The sequence below is a fragment of the Micromonospora sp. RB23 genome, assembly GCF_053585025.1.
Window position 1 is genome coordinate 3422515 of record NZ_CM132111.1, and the last position, 21042, is coordinate 3443556.

The following is a 21042-nucleotide window of genomic DNA, read 5'->3' on the forward strand; positions in this document are numbered from 1 at the left end:
CGTACGGCGGGACCCGGCCGACCGCCGGTGTCCCGACCGACCCAGACCTACGCGGTGTCCCGATCGGACACCGTGACGTGGCATTCGCAGAGAGGGTATCCATGAGAGCCGAGGTCCGCGCCTTCGTCGTCGAGCAGCTCGTCGACATGAACTACGACGTCGAGGGGCTCGACGACGACACCACGCTCGGCCCGTCCGGCGTCGACCTGGAATCGCTGGCCCTGTCCGATCTGGCCGTCCGTGTCGAGGACCACTTCGGTCTGACGTTCGCCGACGACGAGTCGGAGAAGCTGGCGCTGATGACGGTCGGGGAATTCACCACGATGGTCGCCGACCGCGTCGCCGAGGCGAAGCGCGACGACGCCTGATGTCCGGTCAGCCCGACCTGGGGCGAGCTGACCTGCTGACGATGCTCGCCGAACTCACCGCGAAACCCGCCGACGAGGTCCCGGACCGGGTCGGCTCGATGGAACTGGCCTGGCTCGTGCACCTCGTCGAGCAGCGCTACGAGCGTCAGCTCGACCTCACCGACGACGACCTGGCCGGCATCCGTACCGTCGACGACGCCCTGGCGGTCCTGCGGGCGTCGTTGACCGCCCCCGCAGATGGCTGAGCCGCCCGTCATTCAGCTCACCGGTGTGCACGCGGTCAGCGCCCTGGGGCGGGGCGCGGAGGCGCAGCTCACCTCCGCGCCGGCCTTCGGTCCGGTCCGCCGCTTCGACACCGGCGCCCGCCGCGTCACCGTGGCGGCAACCCTGCCCGAGGTCGGCACTCTCGCCGACGAGCTGGCCGACGCGATCGACGCGGCCTGCCGGGCGGCCGGCCTGGACCGCGCCCACCGCCTGGAGTGCGCGCTGCTGCTCGCCGTGCACGGCGGGCCGGCCACCGGCGTGGAGCCGGTCCCGTCCGCGCTCGTCGGCCAGCTCGCCGCCCGGTGCGGGCTGTCCGGTCACACCCGGGTCTACACCAGCGCCTGCGTGTCGGCGAGTACGGCGGTCGCCGACGCCGCCACCCTGATCAGCCGGGGTGAGCTGGCCCGGGTGGTGGTGGCCGCCGGTTATCTCGTCGAGCCGGACCAGTTCGCGCTCTTCGACGCGGGCCGCGCCCTCGCCGACGACGGCGCGGTACGCCCGTTCAGCGCCGGCCGTCGTGGGCTGCTGCTCGGTGACGGCGTGGCCGCCGTGGTGGTGGAGTCCCGCGCCGAGACGCGGCGGGGCGCGGACCCGGTGGCGACGGTCGAGGGCTGGGGACGCGCCGGGGACGGGTACCACCCGTGCCAGCCGGACCCGACCGGCGCGGGCCTGGCCCGCGCGGCCGGCGCCGCGCTGCGCCGGGCCGGGCTGCCGCCGCAGGCGATCGGGTACGTCAACGCCAACGCCACCGGCACCGCGCAGAGCGACGCCGCCGAGGCGGCGGCGCTGCTGCGAGCCTTCGACGGGTACGCCACCGAGGTGCCGGTCAGCTCCACGAAGGGGTTGCACGGGCACGCGCTGGAGGCGTCCGGGCTGCTCGAACTGGTGGTCACGGCGACGGCGCTGCGGGCCGGCGAGTTGCCGGTCAACGCCGGTTGGCAGGCCCCCGACGAGGCATGCCCGCTCAACGTCGTCACGGCGCCGCCGCGTCGCACGAGGCTGACCCACGCCCTGACCCTCAACGCCGCCTTCGGCGGAGCCAACACCGCACTCCTGGTCGGCGTCCCATGACCACCCCACCCACGCCCACCCCCACGCGATCTTGCACTTTCTGTGGTGACGAATCCGGCGAAGAACGCGAATCCACAACAGAAACCGCAAGATCGCGGAAGGCAGGGGTGGGGGAGGCAGGGGTGCGGGAGGTTGCGCGGGCTTGTTGGCCCGAGCCTGGGGACGGGGTCGTGCCGGGGGTGCCGGGGTTCGTGCACTCGGCATTCGCCCCGACGGTGGTGGCGGTCGCCGAGCGGTGCCTGCGGCGGCGGTACGGGACCCAGCCGGTGCCGGAGAAGGTGCGCACGGCGATCGTGCTGGTCAGCGCCAGCGGCGACCGGGCCAGCGCCGACCACGTACGCGCGACGGTCGAGGCCGGCGGCCGGGTCGGGCCGCTGTTCTTCTACCAGTCCGTGCCCAACAGCGTCGCCGGGCACCTCGCGGCCCGCTGGGGGCTGCGCGGCCCGGTGGTCTGCCTCAGCCCGACCGGCGACCCGTACGCCGAGGGCACCGCGCAGGCGGCCCTGCTGCGCGACGACGGCGACGCCGACGAGGTGTTGCTGATCCTGATCGAACAGTCGCCCGACCTGTCCGCCGAGGCGGTCGCGGTGCTGCTGGGGGAGGAGCACGACCATGAGGAAACCGGGACTGCGCGGCCGGTTGGCCGCCGACACGGAGCTGGGCGCGGGCAACATGCTGGCCCGCGTGCTGGCGCACGGCGCCGATCCGGACGGGCCGGCGCTGACCTTCGACACCGCCGTCGACGGGCATCCCGCCGAGGCGCCACTGACGCTGGGCCAGCTCGACGAGCGGGTCGCCGCCCGCGCGGCGTGGCTGCACGAGCAGGGGGTACGACCCCGCGACCCGGTGGCCGTCTGGGCCACCGCCGCCGCCGACATGGTGCTCAGCTTCCTGGCGCTGGCGCGGCTCGGCGCGATCCCGGCGCTGATGAACGGCAAGCTCCGCCCGGAGATCGCCGCCGAGTACATCCGTCGGCTGCGCGGCGTCGGTGTGCTCGCCGACGACGCGCACACCGCGCTGCTGGCCGGACACGAGCTGGGCGTACCGGTGTTGGGCACGCCCGCGCGGGCGGGCACGGGCGACCCGGTGGCGGCCCCGCCGCACTACCGGCACCACCCGGACGACCCGATCGTGATCACCCACACCTCCGGGACGACCGGGGTGCCCAAGGCGGTGCTGCACTCCCATGCCAGCCTCTTCGCCGCCACCCGGCACCTGCTGAGCATGCCGCAGGCGCAGGGCACCAGCCGGATCCTCAACGCGCTGCCCGCACCGCACACCGCGACCGTGCTGATGGTCAACCAGGCGTTGGGCAACCGCGCGGAGATGTTCCTCCTCTCCGAGCAGGGTGGCGAGCGGGTGCTCGACGCGATCCAACGCTGGCGTCCCGACGGGGTGTTCGGCTTCTCGGTCACCTGGGCCGAACTGGCCCGGTTCGACCTGTCCGCGTACGACCTGGACTCGGTGCGGCTGTGGTTCAACACCGGTGACTGCTCGCACGAGCCGCACATCCGCCGCCTCGTCGCGGTCGGTTGGCACGACACCGTCACCCGCGACGGGGTGGCGCGGGTGCCCGGCTCGCTGTTCATCGACGGGTTGGGCTCCAGCGAGATGGGGCACTCGATGTTCCACATCACCCACCGCGCCGACACCGACCGGTACGGCCGCTGTATCGGCCGGCCGTACCAGTTCACCAGGGTCGCGGTGCTGGACGCCGACGGCGAGCCGGTGCCGGTCGGCGAGGTGGGTTTCCTGGGCATCGACTCGCCGTCGCTGTTCCGGGGCTACTGGAACGACTCGGCCACCACCTACCGGTTCCGCCAGCGCGGCTGGTACCTCACGGGCGACCTGGTGCGCGCCGACGCCGAGGGCCGGTACTACCACCTGGACCGTGCGGTCGACTCGGTCGACGCCGGGGACGGGCGGCGGTTCTTCACCGCCCTGTCGGAGGAGCGGATCCTCGCCACCTGCCCGGACGTCACCGACTGCACGGTCGTGATCGTCGCCGAGGCCGGGCGGGTGGTGACCGACGTGCTGCTGGAGTTGGCCGCCGGCGCGGACGAGGCCGAGGACCGTACCGAACGGGTCCGCGCCGCCCTCGGCGCGGACGTCGGCGCCACGCTGCGCCGGGTCGTGCCGGTACGCGCCGACGACATCCCGGTCACCGTGACCGGCAAGGTCCGCAAGGTGGCCCTGCGGGAGCGTTACCTCACCGAGGCCGCGTCGTGAGCGGGCGGGCCGGAGCACCGTCGTGACGGCGCTGATCACCGGGATGGGCCTGTTCACCCCGGTCGGGCGGGGCGTCGAGGAGACGTTCGATGCGTTGACGTCCGGCCGGTCCGGGCTGACCCGCCCACCCGAGGGGCATCCGGCGGCGGGTTCACTGGACGTCGCCGGTCTGCTGCCCGACATCGACCCGCGCAGCGTCCTGCCCGGGCCGGAGAGCCGGGTGCTGGACCGGACCGTGGTCCTCGCGCTGCTCACCGCCGCCGACGCGCTCGCCGACGCCGGCATCGAGGTGGGCCGCGACGTCGACCCCGCAAGGATCGGCGTGATCGTCGGCGGTGTCGGCGGGATGGCCACCCTGGAGTCGCAGGTGCTGGCCCGGGCCGCGCGGGGGCGATCGGCGGTCAGCCCGTACCTGCTCACCGGCATCCTGCCGAACATGCCGGCGGCCCGGATCGCCATCGCCTACGGCATGCGCGGTTACAGCTCGTCGGTCGGCACGGCCTGCGCCTCCGGGGCTCAGGCGGTCGCCGACGCGGTCCGGCTGATCCGCTGCGGGGAGGCCGACGTGGTGGTCTGCGGAGCCAGCGAGGCGCCGCTCTTCCCGACCTTCACCGACACGTTCGGCAACGCCCGGGCGCTGGCCCGCGGCGGCGGCGACCCCACCCGGGCGAGCCGGCCGTTCGACACCTCCCGCAGCGGGTTCGTGCTGGCCGAGGGCGCGGCGCTGCTGGTCCTCGAACACGCCGAGCACGCCGCCGCGCGCGGTGCCCGGGGGTACGCCGAGGTGGCCGGTTACGGCGCGACCACCGACGCGTACCACCCGACCGCCCCGCGTCCGGACGGCGCGGGCGCGGCGGCGTGCATCCGGGGCGCGCTGCGCAGCTCGGGGGTGCCCGCGGCGGCGGTCGGCTACGTCAACGCCCACGGCACCGGCACGAAGCTCGGCGACATCGCGGAGACCACGGCCCTGGCGGACGTCTTCGGTGACGGTGGCGTGCCGGTCAGCTCGACCAAGGCGCTCACCGGTCACCTGCTCGGCGCGTCCGGGGTGTTGGAGACGGCGGCGACCGCGCTGGCGCTCGGTCGAGGGCTGCTGCCACCGACGTACCACCTCGACGACCTGGACCCGGCCTGCCCGGGCGACCACATCCGGGGGGCGCCCCGCCGGGCCGACGCGGAGTACGCGCTGACCAACTCGTTCGGGTTCGGCGGCCAGAACGTGAGCCTGGTGCTCGCGCGGGTCGCCGAGCCGAGGAGGTGAGCGACGCGCATCCCGGGCGGGGGGCGTCCGGACGGCACAACGGACGAAGCATCAGAAGGGCACCCAGGGACATGGACATCCGTGGTATCGACCACATCGAACTCTACGTAGGCGACGCCCGGCAGGCGGCGTTCTGGTTCAGTACCGCCGTCGGTTTCCAGCTCTGCGGGCAGGGGGGCCCGGAGACGGGGCTGACCGGGCAGCGCTCGGTGCTGCTGCGCCACGGCGACATCCGACTGCTGCTCACCTCCGGGCTGGACGTCGACCACCCGGCGGCCCGCTACGTGCACCGCCACGGCGACGGCATCGCTGTCGTCGCCGTCGAGGTCGACGACGTCGTGGCCGCGTACGCCGAGCTGCTGGCGCGGGGTGCGACGGGCGTGACGCCACCGACCACCCTGACCGGCGCGGACGCCGAGGTGGTGACCGCCGAGGTGGAGGGCTTCGCCGACGTGCGGCACCGCCTGGTGCAGCGTCGGGGGAGTCGGAGCGAGTTCCTGCCCGGGGTGATCACGCCGACGCCGTCGGCGAACGAGGAGGAACCCGTCCTCGCCGAGGTCGACCACCTGGCGGTGTGCGTGCCGCCGGGGGAACTCGACGGGACCGTCCGGCACTTCGAGGAGCTGTTCGGCTTCGCGCAGATCTTCGAGGAGCACGTCGAGGTCGCCGGGCAGGGGATGAACTCGAAGGTGGTGCAGAGCCCGTCCGGCGGCGTCACGGTGGTGCTGCTGGAGCCGGACCGGACCCGCCGGCCGGGGCAGATCGACGCGTTCCTCGACCAGCACTCCGGTGGGGGAGTGCAGCACCTGGGGCTGCGGACTGACGACATCGTGGCGGCCGTGGAGTCCCTCGGGCGGCGCGGGGTGCGTTTCGCCGGGACCCCCGGCGCCTACTACGACACCCTGGAGGCGCGGGTGGGTCGGGTGGACGCGCCGCTGCACCGGCTGCGCGAGCTGGGGGTGCTCGTCGACTCCGACCACGGTGGACAGTTGTTGCAGATCTTCGCCGAGTCGATGCACGTGCGCCGCACGCTGTTCCTGGAGCTGATCGAGCGGCGGGGCGCGAGCGGCTTCGGCAGCGGCAACATCAAGGCGCTCTACGAGGCCAAGGAACGGGAACTGGCCGCGCAGGGGGTGGGGGCGTGAGCGCGCTGACCGTCACGGAACAGGCGTTGCTGCCCTCGGACGAGGACGTGCGGCACTACGCCGAGCACGGCTGGTACCTGTCGAAGAAGATCTTCACCGACGACGAGGTGGACGCGCTCGCCGACGCGGCGCGGCGCTACTACGACGGCGAGCGGGACCGCCGCCTGCCGGTACGCCCACCGAAGCTCGCCTACTGGGAGCCGTCGAACGGGCCGGTGCAGCGGCACAACGACTACGTCCACCACGAACACGACGGCCTCGGCGCGATCCTGCGCAAGCCGCTGGTCGGCGCGGTGGCCGCCCGGCTGGCGCAGGCCGACGAGATCCGCGTCTTCCAGTCCACCCTGATCCTCAAGCCGCCGATCGAGGGCGAGCCGAGCAACATCGTGCCCTGGCACTTCGACAAGCACTACTGGGCGTCCTCGTCGTCGGAGAAGATGCTCACCGCATTCATCCCCTTTCACGACTGCGGCCCGGAGATGGGCACCATCACGATGGTGGACGGCTCGCACCTGTGGAAGGAGATCGGCGCGGACGACACCGTCGTGCGGCACTTCGCCGACCGGGACCGCGGCCAGCTCGAGGAGATGCTGGCCGAGAACGCCGCGTACAACGGCGCGGAGATCCGCAAGATCCCGATGGTGATCCCCAAGGGACACGTGAGCTTCCACCACTGCCGCACCTACCACGGCAGCGGCCCCAACGTCAGCGGTCGCCCCCGACAGGCGATCTCACTGCACCTTCAGGACGGCGACAACGCCTGGCGGGAGTATCCCCTCTCGGACGGCACCCTCGCCGCCTACAACCACGACGTGCTGGTCCGCCGCACCCACGAGGGGCGGCCGGACTACGCGGACCCCGACTACTGCCCGGTCATCTGGCGCGACCGCGCCCAGCAGGGAGGCTGACAATGTCACGGTACGACTGGGGTAGGACGCACCCGGGCATCGAGCGGCTGGAAGAGGCGGTGACCGAGCGGCGCGACGCCGTGGTCAAGCACCCGCTCTACGCCAACCTGGACACCCACGAGGCGCTCGTCACCTTCATGGAGCACCACGTCTTCGCGGTCTGGGACTTCATGTCCCTGCTGAAGTCGTTGCAGCGGCAGCTCACCTGCGTCACCGTGCCGTGGATCCCGACCGGACCGACCGGCAGCCGCCGGCTCATCAACGACATCGTGATGGTCGAGGAGAGCGACGAGCTGGGCGAGGGCTACATCAGCCACTTCGAGCTGTACGTGCGGGGCATGGCCGAGGCCGGCGCGGACACCACCGCCGTGAACGCCCTCGTCGACCTGCTGCGCGCCGGTCGTCCGGTGACCGACGCGCTCGCCGAGGCGGGGGCGCCGGCCGCGTCCGCCCGGTTCGCCGCGACCACCTGGCACATCATCGAGTCGACCCCGGTGCACTGCCAGGCGGCGGCGTTCGCGTTCGGCCGCGAGGACCTGATCCCCGACATGTTCACCCAGGTCGTCGCCGTCAACGAGCGCAGCAACCGGCTGCACACGTTCGTCGACTACCTGGAACGGCACATCGAGGTCGACGGCGAGCAGCACACCCCGATGGCCATGCAGATGCTCGCCGACCTGTGCGGCGACGACGACGCCAAGTGGCAGGAGTGCGCCGACACGGTCAACACCGCCCTCGCCGCCCGCGCCCGGCTCTGGGACGACATCCTCGCCGCCGTCAAGGGCTCCGCGTGAGCGACGCCGAGAAGGTCCGGCTCTACCGCACGGTCCGGCTGATCCGCCGGTTCGAGGAGCGGGCGGTGGAGCTGGTCCACGGTGGGCAGATCGTCGGCGGCATCCACCCGTACCTCGGTCAGGAGGGGATCGCCGCCGGCGTCTGCGCCGCGCTGGGCGTCGACGACGTGCTCGCCGGCACGCACCGCGGGCACGGGCACGTCCTGGCCCGAGGCGCGGACCCGGCGCGGATGCTCGCCGAGCTGTGCGGCCGGATCACGGGGCTCAACGCCGGCCGGGGCGGCTCGATGCACGCCGCCGACCTGAGCATCGGCGTGCTCGGCGCGAACGCGATCGTCGGCGCGTCCGGGGCGATCATCACCGGGGCGGTCTGGGCCCGCCGTCGCCAGGGCCGCGACACGATCGGGGTGAGCTTCTTCGGCGACGGCGCGGTCAACGAAGGGATGCTGCTGGAGGCGTTCAACCTGGCCGCGCTCTGGCGGGTACCCGTGCTGTTCGTCTGCGAGAACAACGGCTACGCCACCACCATGCCGGTCGCCGGCGCGGTCGCCGGCAGCATCGCCGGCCGCGCCGCCGCCTTCGGCATCCCGGCGGTCGACGTCGACGGCCAGGACCCCGAGACGGTACGCGCCGCCGCCTGCGCCGCCGCCGCGCGCATGCGCGCCGGCGGCGGCCCCGAGCTGATCGAGGCCCGTACCTACCGCTTCGACGCCCACCACACCTTCGAGCACGGGGTACGCCTCGACTACCGCACGCCCGACGAGGTGTCCCGGGGGCGGTCCCGGGACCCGGTGGACATCCAGGGCTCCCGGCTCACCGACACCGACCGGGACGCCGTGGACGCCGAGGTCGAGGCGACCCTCGACGCGGCGGTCGACTTCGCTCTGGCCAGCGCGGAACCCGAGCCCGCCGACGCGCTCGCGTACCTGTATGCCAGCGGCCTGACCGCCCGCACCGGAGGTGGTTGAGGTGCCCCGACTGTCGTACCGCCGGGCGTTGACCCGGGCTCTCGCCGACGAGCTGGCCCGCGACGAGACGGTGTTCCTGCTCGGCGAGGACGTCCAGGTCGGCGCGTCGCTGGTGACCACCGGGCTCGCCAAGCGGTTCGGGACCGACCGGGTCCGCGACACACCGCTGTCCGAGCAGGCGTTCACCAGCTTCGCCACCGGGGCGGCGCTGGCCGGGCTCCGACCGGTGATCGAGTTCCAGATCCCGTCGCTGCTGTTCCTCGTCTTCGAGCAGATCGTCAACCACGCGCACAAGTTCCCGCTGATGACCGGCGGGCAGTGCGCCGTGCCGGTCACCTACCTGGTACCCGGCTCCGGGTCGCGTACCGGGTGGGCCGGGCAGCACTCGGACCACCCGTACAGCCTCTTCGCCCACGTCGGCGTGGTCACCGTCGTGCCGGCCACCCCGGCCGACGCGTACGGGCTGCTGGTCAGCGCGATCCGGCACGACGACCCGGTGGTCGTGTTCGCGCCGGCCGGCGCGATGGACGTCCGGGACGACGTCGCCGAGCTGGAACCGGTGCCGCTGGGTCGGGGCCGGGTGCACCGCCGCGGCGACGACGTCACGGTGGTCGCGGTCGGGCACCTCGTGCACGACGCGCTCGCCGTCGCCGAGGAGGTGGCCGGCGAGGTGTCGGTGGAGGTCTTCGACCCGCGCACCCTGTACCCGTTCGACATCGACGGCCTCACCGAGTCGGTGGCGCGTACCGGCCGTCTCGTCGTCCTCGACGACGCCAACCGCTCCTGCGGCGTCGCCGCCGAGATCATCGCCTCGGTCGTGGAGCGGGTACGGCTGCTCGCCCCTCCGCGCCGGGTGACCCGGCCCGACGGCGCGGTGCTGCCGTTCGCCCCCGCCCTGGACCGGGCCGTGCAGCCCGGCCGGGAGCAGCTCACCACCGCCATCCACCTGACCATGAAGGACGGCTCATGATCGACCCGAACTATCCCTGGCCGTCGGCCGACGGGGCGTGGACCGACCTGCCCGAGCCGGCCCGCCGGGCCATGGTGGCCACCGGCGCCGCCGCCTGGGAACGCGTCTTCCACGGCCGGGCCACCTACAACAAGCAGTGGCGGCTGGCCCGCCCCCCGGTGCTGGCCGCCGACACCTGGCGGGAGCTGAACGACGTCTGCGACCGGCTGGCCCAGCTCATCCTCGACGCCTGCCGCCGCCGGGTGGACACCGCCGGCGAGCTACGTCGGCTGCTCGGCGTCCCGGCGGGGGAGACCCGCCTGTTGGACGAGTCGGAGCCCCTGACCGAGGCGCTGCTGGCCGCGTACCGACCCGATGTGATCTTCACCGACGGCGTGCCGAAGTTCGTCGAGTACAACATCGACAGCAGCCTCGGGGGAGGGTTCGACGCCGACACCGTCATCCAACGTTTCGCGCAGCTCTACACCGAGCACGGGCTCCTCGACGGTCTGCCGGTACGGGCCGCGCCGTCACTGCTGGACCAGCGGTTCGTGGCGATCCGCGACGAACTCGGCCTGCCCGAGGGCGCCCGGTTGGCCCTGCTGATGGACTTCGACGCCGACTACCCGGGCCTGGACGACCCGGAGACGTTCATCCGGATCCTCAGCCCGCTCGCCGTCCGGGCCCGCGACTTCGGCATCGACCTGGTCATCGCGCCCCTGTCCACGGCCACCCTGGACACCGACAAGCGTCTCGTCGTGGACGGCGCGCCGGTCGACGCGCTGTTCCGGCTGTTCGTGCCGAACCGGGTCACGCCGACCGCCGGTCTGGACGCGGTGGCCGGCGCCCTGGCCGCCGGCACGCTGCCGATGTACGTGTCGACGGCGGCCTGGCTGCTCGGCAACAAGACGACCTTCGCCTGGCTGTGGGAGGACGTCGACACCCTGCCCGCCGACGACCGGACGCTGATCCGCCGGCACGTGCCGTACACGGTGCCGTTGACCGTCGCGGTGCTCGACCGGGCGATCGCCGAGCAGACCTCGCTGGTGGCCAAGCCGGCCGACGGCTCAGCCGGGCACGGCGTGCTGATCGGCCCCGAGCTGAGCCCGTCGGACTGGACCGAGGGCCTGCGCGCTGCCGTCGACCGGGGCGGGGCGATCCTGCAGCAGTACCTGCCGGCCGACCGGGTGCCGATGGACTTCGTGCAGATCGAGACCGGCGAGACGGTCACGGCCGACGTCCCGTACTCGCTGGCCCCGTACCTGTTCGGCCGAACGGCCTCCGGCGGCCTGGCGCGGGTCGGCTATCCCGGTGGCGACGGCATCCTCAACCTGGCCCACGGCGTCCTCCTGACGGGAATCCTCCTGCACGACTGACCCGCACTGGCCCGAGCGCGCGGGGTTCCGGCCGGAACCCCGCGCGCTCGTATGCTCAGACGTCCGGGAGGCGCCACGACTGGCCGCTGCACGGGGCCATCGTGCCGACGTAGGCGGGGGTCTCGACGCGGTCGAAGGCGGTGGCCAGGCAGTTGCCGGAACCGGGGTTCTTGAACGTGCCGTTGGGCAGGGCGATCCAGTCCTGGTTCTTCGCGCCGGTGCAAGTGCCGATCGACACGGGGGTGATGCGGCGGGGGTCCGTCGACGGCGTGCCGGCCGTGAGGCAGCCGGTCGCGCCTCGCAGCGTGGTCCCGCTCTGCGTCCACGCCCGGTCGGAGCTGCCGCAGGCCCCGAGTGGAACGCTTGAGTGCACGCCGGGACCGTCGTAGTTCACCAGACACAACCCCAGTGCCTCGGCCTGGAGCGGACCGTAGGCGCCGCCGCCGTTGCCCCGCTGCACCCAGTAGTGGTCCTCGAAGGTGCCGCAGGTGTCCATGCGGACGTCCGTTGGGGTGGCCGAGGGCGACGCGATGCAGAGGCCGGAGCCGGCGTTCTTCAACTGGCTGCGCAGCGAGCCGGTGGTGATCTGCCACTGCTGGGTGATGCCGGTGTCGCAGGTGTAGATCTTCACGTCGCCGAGTCGGGGCGTCTCACCGTAGAGGCACTTGCCGGTCTTGGCGTTGCGCAGGTGGAACGTGCCGGACCCGTTCGGCACCATGGTCCACTGCTGCTCCGGAGCGCTCGCCGAGCAGGTGGTGGTGGCGACCGGGCTCTGGTTGGTGCTCGCGGCCGTCACCAGGCAGTTGCCGCTGAACCCGTTGGTGATGGGCAACGCCAGGCCCTCGGACCAGTCGGGTGCGGCGTCGATGCTGCCCCGGACCCAACCGGCCTGGTTGTCCAGGCGGGAGTCGACGGCGGTGCGACGCGTCTCGGTCTCCCCGAAGCAACCGCCCTGGAGTGACCTGTCGTGTACGGCGACCACCTCCACCGAGCTGCCGACGCGGCGGACGGACGGGCCGCCGGCGTCGCCACGGCACAGGGTGGCCCCGGTGGCAGCGCCGTCGAGGTCGACACTGCCGGCGCCCACCGAGGTGACCGTGAAGGTGCCACCGTGCAGCTGATCCGGGACCCACTGGCTGGCGGTGCGGCCGTAGCCGAGCGCCTGCAACTGCTCGTCGATGGTGGGGGCGGAGCCGATCCGGGCCGGCGCGTGCGTGGTGACCGGCTGGTCGAGCCGCAGCAGCGCGAGGTTGTCGGTTGGGTGCGGCACCACGCTGACGGCCGTGCGTACCTGGCCCGCCGTGCTCGTCATGTCGACCCGACCGACGGTGACGGTGGTGGCCTGGGCCGGTGGGCCGGCGGCCGGTCGCTGCGCGGTGTCGCTCAGACAGGTCGCGGCGGTGATGACCCAGTGCGGATCGAGCAGCGTCCCGGTGCAGGAGCGCACGCCGACGCCGAAGTCCACCTTGGCGATGAACGGGTAACTGTTGTCCGTGACGGCCTGACCGCCGCCGACCGCCTGCGCGGGCACGGATCCGGCCACCGCCAGCGCAAGCGTGCCGATAACGATTGTCAGGGCGCGGGCTCGCCGCATGCGTCTCTCCGATCTGAGTCGACCGCCGCCGACACGGCTGCGATCGGCTCCCCCGTGGCCGGCGGGCCGCGGGGCCCGCCGGTTGCTCGTGCTCGTCGCGACCACTCGGCACGCCGGGTTGATCTCGACCGATGTCACTATAGGAGGATCGCTGGCCGGGCGTTGTCCCCGGCGAGGGGCGCGCGCACCGGGCGCTTGCGGGGGAGGTGACGCCCGAGCGCGGCACGGACGTATCCGCCGCGCCGTTTCGACGGCAGCTCAGGTGGGGCCTGGGCCCCCGCGTCGCTGGGCGTTCAGGTGGACGTGCAGGCGACGGAGCGTCACCGCGGTCGCGATGGCGTCACTGCGGGCGCTGCCGTGCCGCCCGTCGCTGCTGTACAGGCTCGGGTCCCGACCGGCCGGATGATCGGTCAGGGCCACGTGCAGGGTCCCGAGTCGGTCCGCCAGGGCGGCGGTGTGCGACGAGAGTCGGCGCATCCGCTCGCCCAGGCCGGCGCGCAGGGCCTCCGGGACGGCGGGGCTGTGGGAGACGTCGAACATGCCCACCGTGATGACATCCGCGCCGGCCCGCTGCAGGGCGACGATCATGGCGACCAGGTGCTCGTCGACCGCGTCCGGGTCGTACCGGGAGCGGAAGGCGTCGTTGCCCCCGCAGACGACCAGCGCCAGGTCTGGGTCGAACGCCAGCGCCGGGGCCAGTTGGGTCGCGCGGACCTCGTGGGCACGCAGCCCGCTGCGGCCGAGGTTGAGGTACGCCAGGCCGGGTCGGACGGCTGCCAGCTCGGCCGCGATCCGATCAGCCCACTGCTGGTCCGGGTAGCCGTCGACGGGCTCGCAACTGCCCTCGGCGACACTGTCGCCGAGCACGACGAACCGGCGCCACCGGTGTTCGCGCAGCAGGGTGGCGCTCTCGCCCTCGCGCAGGCAGTGCGGGTCAATCGACTCGGTCATCGATGCCATCCTCGGCAGACTAATCGAGTGACCTGGTCGTGGACAGGGCCGCGCCGCCCCGTCCGTGGCACGGATCAGCCGGTCAGTCCCACCTCGGCCAGGTACACGCAGGTCCGCTCCTCGTGTGAGGAGTAGTAGCTGACCCACAGGCGATCGTCGTGCCACACCAGACCGGGGTAGCTGGTGTCGCCGCCCGACGGCAGCGTGACCAGTTCGGTCAGCGCGCCGCGCTCGGGGTCGACCGCGCAGATCGCCGTCCGCACGTCGCCGTCGAGCAGGCGTACCCCGGCGACCAGCCGCCCGTCGGGCAGCCGCCGCAACGCGGGGCCGCCGACCCGTACGCCCAGGTCGGTCCACGTCCACTCGCGGTACGGCGGGTGCGCCCGTCCGAGCTGGGCGGTGGCGCCGTCGCCGTCGCGGCGCAGCAGGCAGTGCGCGGTGCCGTCCGGGGCGAACGTCAACCCGGACTCGTTCGGGTAGCCGCCCTCGAACAACGTCGGCACCCACGGCCGCAGGTCGAGCCCGTCGACACTGCGGTAGAGCCGGGCGAACCGGGGCCCCCGGGTGGCGTAGCCGACGCCGTACATGGCGTCGTCGTGCCAGGCGGCCTGCCACACCCAGACGCCCGGCTCACCGACCGGTGCCGGGTCACTCCAGGCGTGGCCGTCGTCGGAGAGCCAGGACACCGTCGTGAACGTCCCGGTCCGGGCTGCGGCCAGCATTTGCAGCCGCCCGTCGGGCCGCGTCACGAAGCGCGGGTCACGCAGGTCGACGCCGGCCGCCCGGACGACCGCCGCGGACCTCCACGCCTGCCCGTCCGTCGAGGTCAACACCCGGATCACGCCGTCGTCGGAGAGGTGGCTGTCGGCCTCGCGGAAGGCACAGAACCACGTCCCGGCGTGTCGGACGAGGTCGGTGAACGCGCTGTGCGGCGCGCTGTCGCCGATGCGGCGTACGGCGACGACCTCGGCTCTCGTGCGGCGGGTGGGTGACGACGTCATGCGCGACGGGCCTCCTGACGCTGGTGGGCGGGGCGTCCCGCGACGGACGACGGTAGCCGCCGCCGTCGACGCCCGGACGGCCGTGCGGCGAACGGCTGACGAACGATCGCGTGTCGGAAAGGCGTCGGTCGCGGCGGCGTCGGCGCGCTGGGCCGCATGTCGGTGGCCGCGGCCGGTCACGATGACGGTGGGTGGTACGCGGCGGTCGGGAGGTGGCAGCGTGCTCGCATCGCTTTTGCAACAACTGGCCAGCAAACTCGTCGAGGAGATCCTCAAGAGGGTCGTCGAGTGGCTCGCGCCGAAGGCGCTGGGGTCGGTGCCGCACGCCGCCTCGCCGAACTGCCCGCGCTGCGGCGGATACGGGGTGGCCCGCTGGGCGCCCGGCGGGGTGTGGCCGCTCTTCGTTCCGTCGCTGCTCACCTTCACCTGGGGCTTCGCCGGTCTGCTGCTCGGCGTGCCGGTGCTGCTGGTGACGGTGGTCGGCGCGGTGGTGTCCGGCGCGTTGATGCCGGCCCTGGTGGTCCTGCTGGGACTGCCGGTCCTCGCCACCGTGCTGCTCCTGGGCGCGTTCGGGCTGGCCCACTACCACAGCTACCCGCCGAAGCGGTGCCACCGCTGCCACGGGAGCTGGCCGCGGCGGACGCGCGAGGAGTACCTGCGCTCGGCCCAGCCGGTGTTCGCCTGCGCGTGCGGTCAACGGCTGCGGGTGCCCCGGGCCGCCGGGTCGCGGCTGCGCTGCCCGCGTTGCCACACTGAACACGCGACCCCGGCGGCGGCCGGCCGCTGACGGCTCAGCGGCGCTCGTCGAGCAGTTCCCCGATCACGCGCCGGGAACCGGCGGGGTCGGGACCGTCGAGGGTGATCAGCGCCTTCCACAGGGCCCAGCCGCGCCCCCGCGCCCAGGTGCCCGCGTCGACGTCGAGCGCGTCCCGGAACGCGGCCCGGCTGGCGCCGTGCAGGAGGGTCCAGGCGATCACCGTGTCGCAGGCGGGATCGCCGACACCGCAGCAACCGAAGTCGATGACCGCCGCGAGCCGGCCGTCGCGCACCAGCAGGTTGGCGTACGCGACGTCGCCGTGGAACCACACCGGCGGCCCTACCCAGGTGGCCTCGAGAGCGTCCTGCCACACGGCGGTGACCGCGGCGACGTCGAGCCGGTCACGGTGTGTCTCGATCGCCGCCCGGGTCTCGGCGTCGTAGGTGGACAGCGGCCCGCCCCGCCAGGCGCTGTGCGGGCCGGCCGCGGGGCCGCCGGTGGCGTCGACGGCCCGCAGGGCCCGCAGGAACGCCGCGAGGTCCGTCGCGAACCGGGTCAGGTCGTCGATCCGCTCGGCGCGCGCGGTGTGGCCGTCGATCCAGCGGTACACCGACCAGGGGTACGGGTAGCCCGCTCCCGGTCGACCCTGGGCCAGCGGCACGGGGATCTCCCAGGCGAGCCGCTCGCCGAGCACGGGCAGCCACCGCTGCTCCTTGGCCACCTGGAGCACGTACCCCTCGCCGCTGGGCAGCCGCACGGTCATCTCGTCGCCCAGGTGGAAGGTGCGGTTGTCCCAGCCGCCGACCTCGACGGGACGTACGGGCAGGTCGGCCCAGCGCGGGAACTGCTCGGCGACCAGGCGGCGCGCCAACGCGGCGTCGATCACCGGGGCGACCGGCTCGTCGGTGTGCGGTGCGGGTGCGCTCATCGGGTCGAGCCTGCGGGTGTCGGCCGCCGCCCGCAACCGGGTTTCGCGTCGCCGTGCCGGTCAGGTGGTGCCGACCGGGGTGGGGCGTGACGGTGTGGTCGTACGCGCCAGCAGGGGCAGCGCGGTGACCGACAGGCAGGCCGCCGCCATGAGCAGCAGCGCCGGGGTGAGGCCGAACGCGTCCACCGACCAGCCACCGAGCAGAGCGCCGACCGGCAGCCCGACGAAGGCCAGCGAACCGGCGATGCCGAGCACCCGGGTCTGCAGATCCGGTGGCACCCGTTCGTAGAGCGCCACCCCGAGCAGCGGGTTGACCGCCGCGATGCCGATCCCGGACAGGAAGGTCACCACGAGGACGACCGGCAGGTCGTCGCTGATCGCCAGGGCGACCAGCCGGGGTGTGCCGGCGACCGTCGCCCCGATCAGGAACGTCAGCCGGCCGGGCAGCCGGGGCCCGAGCGCGGTGAACGCCACATTGCCCAGCAGCGCGCCCGCCGAGAAAGCCGCCAGCACGAGGCCGAGCCCGCTCGGACCGTGCAGTTCCCGGGCGACCCAGAACGGTATGTAGACGGCCACGCTCGCGTTGGCCACCATGTTCAGCGCCGAGACGACCACCAGCATGCCCAGCAGCGGCCGGTCCCGACCGAGGTAGCCGAAGCCGTCCCGCAGCGCGCGCAGGTAGCCCACCGGCGCGGCGGGCGTCGCCGGGGCGGCCGGCGGGCGGACCAGGAGGCCGATGAGCAGCGCACAGATCGCGAAGCTGGCCGCGTCGATGAGGATCGCCTGGGTCACCCCGAACGCGGCGATCAGCAGACCGCCCACGGCGGCGCCGAACAGGGTCACCACCCGGCTCAACCCGTCGTACGCCGAGGTGAGGCGGATCAGGGGCACCCCGGCGGCCTCGGCGACCGGCCGGAACATGACGTGCTTGACCCGGTCTCCGATGCCGCGCAGCCCACCTGCCACCGCGACCAGCGCCACCAGGGGAGCGAAGCCCAGCCACGGGGTGAGCGCGACGACGACCATCGCCAGGGCGCTGCCCGCGTCGCAGAGGATCGACGTCCGGCGCAGGCCGATCCGGTCGGCCCAGGGCGTGCCGAGGGCACTGGACAGCAGGTACGGCAGGGTCTCGGCGAACGCGACCAGACCCATCTTGGTCGGGCTGCCGGTGGTGACCAGTACCAGCCAGGGAATGGTCACCACGGAGATGCGGGTGCCCAGGTTGGAGATCAGGTCGGCGCCGACCAGGACGAGCAACTGCCGACGGGGGGTCACGCCCCGACCGCCGCCGCCCGCCGCGCGGCGTAACCGGCGCGCAGTGCCCGCTTGTCCACCTTGACCGACCGGTTCACCGGTAACCGGTCGACGAACTCCACAGCGGTCGGCGCCCACATCTCGTTCAGCTCGGCGGTCACCAGATCGATCAGCTCCGCGGCGGTGACGGTCGCGCCCGGCGCGGGCACCACGTACGCGTACGGCGTCTCGCCGACCTCGTCGTCCGGTACGCCGATCACGGCGGCGGCCCGCACCTGCGGATGCCCGGCCAGCACGTCCTCGATGGGGCGGCAGAAGATGGCCCAGTTCCGTCGGTGCGTGACGATCATGTCGTGCGCCCGGTCGACCAGGTAGAGGTAGCCGTCCTCGTCGAGGTGGCCGATGTCGCGGGTGCGGACCCAGCCGTCGACGAGCGTCTGCGCGGTCAGCTCGGGCTGCCCGTGGTAGCCGGCGAAGCTCAGCCGGCTCCGCACCCACACCTCGCCGTCGTGGCCCGGCGGCAGCACGACGCCGTCGTCGTCGCGGATCTCGATCCGTACGTCGCCGTAGGGTCGCCCGCAGGAGCGCAGCCGCTCGGGGTGCTCCGGATCGTCGGTCAGCCCGGGCAGCGCGGTGATCACGACGGCCTCGCTGAGGCCGTACACGATGCGCAGCACCGGGCCGAACCGCGCGATGGCCTGGCGCAGCCGGGCGGGCGCGGCGGGCCCGGCGCCCACGTTGAACATGAACATGGCCGAGAAGTCCGCGCCCGCCAGCGCCGGATGGTCCAGCAGCTCGTAGAGCATCGGCGGGGTCACGAACGTGGAGTTGATCCGCTCCCGCTGCACGGTGGACACGAACGCCGTCGGGTCCCAGTCGTCGCGCAGGAACAGCACGCCGCCGGTGAACAGGTTGAACAGGGTGGTGATCTGGCCGCTGGCCAGCCACATGGGCGAGTGCGACAGGTGCCGCAGCAGCGGGAACCCGGCGGCGCGGAAATCGGCCGCGAGGGTGAGGATCTGGGCGTAGAAGCTCTCGGTGTGGTGCACCAGCTTCGGGGCGCCGGTGGTGCCGCTGGTCTGTAGGAACGACTCCGGCGCGGGAACCGTCGTCGGCAGCGCCACCGGCTCCGCCGTGTCCACGGTGAGGTCCGGGCCCGCGCCGCCGGGTCCCAGGCAGCACACCGGCACGCCGGGCAGCGCGGCGGCCAGCTCCGGGCCCAGGCTGGCCGGGTCGCGGGCGTCGTAGACCAGGGCGTCGGGTCGGGCCAGTCGGACGAACTCGTCGACCTCCCGGCGGGCGGTGACCGGAGCGACCCACATCGTCCGGCAGCCGAGCAGGTGCAGCGCGAGCTGGAGCAGCGGACCCTCCACGGCGTTCGCCATCGTCACCAGCACCGCCGACCCGGGTCGTACGCCGTGCCGGGTCAGCGTCGCGGCCATCGCGCGTACCCGTGTGGCGGCCTCCGTGTAGGTCAGGCGGCGACCACCGCCGACCAGCGCCTCCCGATCGCCGAACTCGGCGAACAGTCGCAGTGCCCTGTCCACATAGGTCGCGTGCCCGGGTCCGTCAGTCATCCGGCAAACCCCCATCGCAGGAAGGCGGCGGTCTCCGGGTCGGTTTCCCGGCGACGTCGCGGGCGGTGGGGCGCGTTCGGCGACCGCACCGCCGCCGCCTGCGAGCCTAGGCCGGCGCGGGCGCGGCGGGACCGGGCCGAAGGGCGAAACCGCAGGCCCGGTGGACATTTGATCGCGTCGATCAGTTGATTGACGCCCGTCATCGGCGGCGGCTAGGTTTCTGGACCATCGTCCAGCGGGAGTCGTCAGCGGACGGCCCTGGGCTGCCACACGATGGAGGTTCCATGTCGACCCCGAAGAGATGGCATGTCGTCACCGCCCTCGCGGCGTTACTGGTCACCGGAACACCCGCCGTCGTCGCCACCGCCGGCGGATCCTCCACCATCGCCGGCCGGCCGGACCGGGGCGAGTGGGCGGGCAGTTGGGCCGCGGCGGTCACCCGGGGCAACTCGGTCGGCCTGACCAACACGGGCCTGAACGACCAGAGCGTCCGGATGGTCGTGCACGTCTCGGTGGGCGGCCCGGCGGTGCGCGTACGGCTCAGCAACCTCTACGGCGAGCAGGCGGTCCGGGTGGGGCGCGCCACCGTCGCCCGACCGAACACCACGACCGTCGACGACGTCTCCGACATCGACCCGGCCTCGCTGCGCCCGCTGACCTTCACCGGCGCGGCCTCGGCCACCATGAACCGGGGCGCCGAGCTGCTGAGCGATCCGCTGACCTTCGCCGTCGCGGACGACAGCGACCTGGTGATCACCCTGCACTTCCCGACGCCGACCGGGCCGACCACCTTCCACGGGCAGTCCCAGCAGACGAACTTCATCGGCGCCGGTGACCTGACCGGGGCCGCCGACGGGACCGGTTTCACCATCCGGCCCAACTGCTGCTGGTTCTTCCTCTCCGGCGTCGACGTGCAGCGCAAGGGCACCCCCGGGGCGCTGGTCGTGCTCGGCGACTCCATCGGGGACGGCAACGGCAGCACGGTCAACGCCAACCGGCGCTGGCCCGACCTGCTCTCCGACCGGCTGCTCGCCGACCGGCCGGACCGGCGCACGCCGGGCGTGCTCAACCTGAGCCTGGCCGGCAACCGCCTCAACCACGAGGGCACCGAGCCGGGCGCCGGCGACTACCCGGGCTACTTCCAACTCGGCCCGAACGCGGCGGCCCGCCTCAACGAGGACGTCTTCGCCCAGACCGGGGTGCGGACCGTCGTCACCCACCTGGGCATCAACGACATCTGGATGTCCAACGACTCGGCGGACGCGATCATCGCCACCCTGCGGCAGATCAACCAGCAATTCCAGCAGCGCGGGCTGACCAGCCTGGTGGCCACGCTGACGCCGTACGAGGGGCACGGCGCGCCGGGTGTGTGGACGCCGGAGAAGGAGGCCACCCGGCAGGCCGTGAACGCGTACCTGCGCGGCAGCCGGGAGTTCGACGGGCTGCTCGACTTCGACCGGGTGCTGCGTGACCCGGCCAGGCCCAGCCAGTTGCTGCCCGCGTACGACTCGGGCGACCACATCCACCCGAACGACGCCGGCAACACGGCGATGGCCGACGCCGTGCCGTTACGGCTGCTCGGCCTGTGACACCGCCGGGGGCGGCGGGGTGACCCGCCGCCTCCGGAGCACCGACATCCTGGGGAGG

General features: G+C 73.3%; 19 protein-coding genes and 1 pseudogene. 14 read left to right on the forward strand and 6 right to left on the reverse strand.

Annotated elements, in window-relative coordinates:
- Positions 1-101: 101 nt before the first annotated feature.
- The 12 genes and pseudogenes from ACTFTM_RS15770 to ACTFTM_RS15825 all read left to right on the forward strand — a co-directional run bounded on the left by ACTFTM_RS15770 (position 102) and on the right by ACTFTM_RS15825 (position 11333).
- Positions 102-368 carry an acyl carrier protein gene (locus ACTFTM_RS15770; protein WP_449561239.1) on the forward strand — a complete coding sequence of 89 codons (267 nt, stop codon included), beginning with the start codon at positions 102-104 and terminating at the stop codon, positions 366-368.
- A complete protein-coding gene (locus ACTFTM_RS15775) occupies positions 368-613 on the forward strand; it encodes an acyl carrier protein (protein WP_449561240.1) in 246 nt (81 codons plus the stop codon). Before ACTFTM_RS15770 ends, ACTFTM_RS15775 begins: the two co-directional genes overlap by 1 nt.
- On the forward strand, positions 606-1703 hold the full coding sequence (locus ACTFTM_RS15780) for a beta-ketoacyl synthase N-terminal-like domain-containing protein (RefSeq protein ID WP_449561241.1): 1098 nt from the start codon (positions 606-608) through the stop codon (positions 1701-1703). Before ACTFTM_RS15775 ends, ACTFTM_RS15780 begins: the two co-directional genes overlap by 8 nt.
- 107 nt (positions 1704-1810) lie before the next feature.
- A pseudogene (locus ACTFTM_RS15785) lies at positions 1811-2302 on the forward strand (beta-ketoacyl synthase chain length factor); the annotation flags it as partial.
- Positions 2303-2315: 13 nt separating this feature from the next.
- Positions 2316-3932 carry a class I adenylate-forming enzyme family protein gene (locus ACTFTM_RS15790; protein ID WP_449561242.1) on the forward strand — a complete coding sequence of 539 codons (1617 nt, stop codon included), beginning with the start codon at positions 2316-2318 and terminating at the stop codon, positions 3930-3932.
- Between the two features lie 22 nt (positions 3933-3954).
- Positions 3955-5193, forward strand: a complete 1239-nt coding sequence (locus tag ACTFTM_RS15795) for a beta-ketoacyl-[acyl-carrier-protein] synthase family protein (protein ID WP_449561243.1) — start codon at positions 3955-3957, stop codon at positions 5191-5193.
- A 71-nt stretch (positions 5194-5264) separates the two neighbouring features.
- On the forward strand, positions 5265-6338 hold the full coding sequence (gene hppD, locus ACTFTM_RS15800) for a 4-hydroxyphenylpyruvate dioxygenase (RefSeq protein ID WP_449561244.1): 1074 nt from the start codon (positions 5265-5267) through the stop codon (positions 6336-6338).
- A complete protein-coding gene (locus ACTFTM_RS15805) occupies positions 6335-7246 on the forward strand; it encodes a phytanoyl-CoA dioxygenase family protein (RefSeq protein ID WP_449561245.1) in 912 nt (303 codons plus the stop codon). Before hppD ends, ACTFTM_RS15805 begins: the two co-directional genes overlap by 4 nt.
- 2 nt (positions 7247-7248) lie before the next feature.
- Positions 7249-8040 (forward strand): DUF3050 domain-containing protein, encoded by a 792-nt coding sequence (locus ACTFTM_RS15810; protein ID WP_449561246.1) that lies wholly within the window; start codon positions 7249-7251, stop codon positions 8038-8040.
- The gene (locus tag ACTFTM_RS15815) at positions 8037-9008 is read left to right on the forward strand and encodes a thiamine pyrophosphate-dependent dehydrogenase E1 component subunit alpha (protein WP_449561247.1); all 972 of its coding nucleotides are present in this window, start codon (positions 8037-8039) and stop codon (positions 9006-9008) included. The genes ACTFTM_RS15810 and ACTFTM_RS15815 overlap by 4 nt, the downstream gene beginning before the upstream one ends.
- A 1-nt stretch (position 9009) precedes the next feature.
- Positions 9010-9978 (forward strand): alpha-ketoacid dehydrogenase subunit beta, encoded by a 969-nt coding sequence (locus ACTFTM_RS15820; RefSeq protein ID WP_449561248.1) that lies wholly within the window; start codon positions 9010-9012, stop codon positions 9976-9978.
- Complete coding sequence (locus ACTFTM_RS15825; protein ID WP_449561249.1) at positions 9975-11333, forward strand: hypothetical protein; 1359 nt, start codon at positions 9975-9977, stop codon at positions 11331-11333. The genes ACTFTM_RS15820 and ACTFTM_RS15825 overlap by 4 nt, the downstream gene beginning before the upstream one ends.
- A gap of 55 nt (positions 11334-11388) precedes the next feature.
- On the opposite strand, the gene ACTFTM_RS15830 is transcribed toward ACTFTM_RS15825, so the two are convergent.
- The 3 genes from ACTFTM_RS15830 to ACTFTM_RS15840 form a co-directional block, all read right to left on the reverse strand.
- On the reverse strand, positions 11389-12927 hold the full coding sequence (locus ACTFTM_RS15830; protein WP_449561250.1) for a ricin-type beta-trefoil lectin domain protein: 1539 nt from the start codon (positions 12925-12927) through the stop codon (positions 11389-11391).
- 258 nt (positions 12928-13185) lie between these two features.
- Entirely contained in the window at positions 13186-13887 is a 702-nt protein-coding gene (locus tag ACTFTM_RS15835; protein ID WP_449561251.1) for an SGNH/GDSL hydrolase family protein, read from the reverse strand.
- Between the two features lie 65 nt (positions 13888-13952).
- Positions 13953-14879, reverse strand: coding sequence for a sialidase family protein (locus tag ACTFTM_RS15840; RefSeq protein ID WP_449561252.1), 927 nt, complete (start codon positions 14877-14879; stop codon positions 13953-13955).
- 220 nt (positions 14880-15099) lie between these two features.
- Between ACTFTM_RS15840 and ACTFTM_RS15845 the strand changes: the two genes are divergently transcribed.
- Positions 15100-15666, forward strand: coding sequence for a hypothetical protein (locus tag ACTFTM_RS15845; protein WP_449561253.1), 567 nt, complete (start codon positions 15100-15102; stop codon positions 15664-15666).
- Between the two features lie 4 nt (positions 15667-15670).
- On the opposite strand, the gene ACTFTM_RS15850 is transcribed toward ACTFTM_RS15845, so the two are convergent.
- The 3 genes from ACTFTM_RS15850 to ACTFTM_RS15860 are packed head-to-tail and all read right to left on the reverse strand — an operon-like array spanning position 15671 to position 19395.
- A complete protein-coding gene (locus ACTFTM_RS15850; RefSeq protein WP_449561254.1) occupies positions 15671-16564 on the reverse strand; it encodes an aminoglycoside phosphotransferase family protein in 894 nt (297 codons plus the stop codon).
- A 60-nt stretch (positions 16565-16624) separates the two neighbouring features.
- Complete coding sequence (locus ACTFTM_RS15855; RefSeq protein ID WP_449561255.1) at positions 16625-17839, reverse strand: MFS transporter; 1215 nt, start codon at positions 17837-17839, stop codon at positions 16625-16627.
- Positions 17836-19395: an AMP-binding protein gene (locus tag ACTFTM_RS15860; protein WP_449561256.1), complete on the reverse strand. Its 1560-nt coding sequence runs from the start codon at positions 19393-19395 to the stop codon at positions 17836-17838. Before ACTFTM_RS15860 ends, ACTFTM_RS15855 begins: the two co-directional genes overlap by 4 nt.
- A gap of 284 nt (positions 19396-19679) precedes the next feature.
- On the opposite strand from ACTFTM_RS15860, the gene ACTFTM_RS15865 reads away from it, so the two are divergent.
- The gene (locus ACTFTM_RS15865; RefSeq protein WP_449561257.1) at positions 19680-20984 is read left to right on the forward strand and encodes an SGNH/GDSL hydrolase family protein; all 1305 of its coding nucleotides are present in this window, start codon (positions 19680-19682) and stop codon (positions 20982-20984) included.
- The last annotated feature ends 58 nt before the right edge of the window (positions 20985-21042 follow it).

Coding starts and splice junctions, on each gene's coding strand:
- ACTFTM_RS15770 (WP_449561239.1), top strand. CDS start 102: ATGAGAGCCGAGGTCCGCGCCTTCGTCGTCGAGCAGCTCGTCGACATG.
- ACTFTM_RS15775 (WP_449561240.1), top strand. CDS start 368: ATGTCCGGTCAGCCCGACCTGGGGCGAGCTGACCTGCTGACGATGCTC.
- ACTFTM_RS15780 (WP_449561241.1), top strand. CDS start 606: ATGGCTGAGCCGCCCGTCATTCAGCTCACCGGTGTGCACGCGGTCAGC.
- ACTFTM_RS15790 (WP_449561242.1), top strand. CDS start 2,316: ATGAGGAAACCGGGACTGCGCGGCCGGTTGGCCGCCGACACGGAGCTG.
- hppD (WP_449561244.1), top strand. CDS start 5,265: ATGGACATCCGTGGTATCGACCACATCGAACTCTACGTAGGCGACGCC.
- ACTFTM_RS15810 (WP_449561246.1), top strand. CDS start 7,249: ATGTCACGGTACGACTGGGGTAGGACGCACCCGGGCATCGAGCGGCTG.
- ACTFTM_RS15825 (WP_449561249.1), top strand. CDS start 9,975: ATGATCGACCCGAACTATCCCTGGCCGTCGGCCGACGGGGCGTGGACC.
- ACTFTM_RS15830 (WP_449561250.1), bottom strand. CDS start 12,927: ATGCGGCGAGCCCGCGCCCTGACAATCGTTATCGGCACGCTTGCGCTG.
- ACTFTM_RS15835 (WP_449561251.1), bottom strand. CDS start 13,887: ATGGCATCGATGACCGAGTCGATTGACCCGCACTGCCTGCGCGAGGGC.
- ACTFTM_RS15840 (WP_449561252.1), bottom strand. CDS start 14,879: ATGACGTCGTCACCCACCCGCCGCACGAGAGCCGAGGTCGTCGCCGTA.
- ACTFTM_RS15850 (WP_449561254.1), bottom strand. CDS start 16,564: ATGAGCGCACCCGCACCGCACACCGACGAGCCGGTCGCCCCGGTGATC.
- ACTFTM_RS15860 (WP_449561256.1), bottom strand. CDS start 19,395: ATGACTGACGGACCCGGGCACGCGACCTATGTGGACAGGGCACTGCGA.
- ACTFTM_RS15865 (WP_449561257.1), top strand. CDS start 19,680: ATGTCGACCCCGAAGAGATGGCATGTCGTCACCGCCCTCGCGGCGTTA.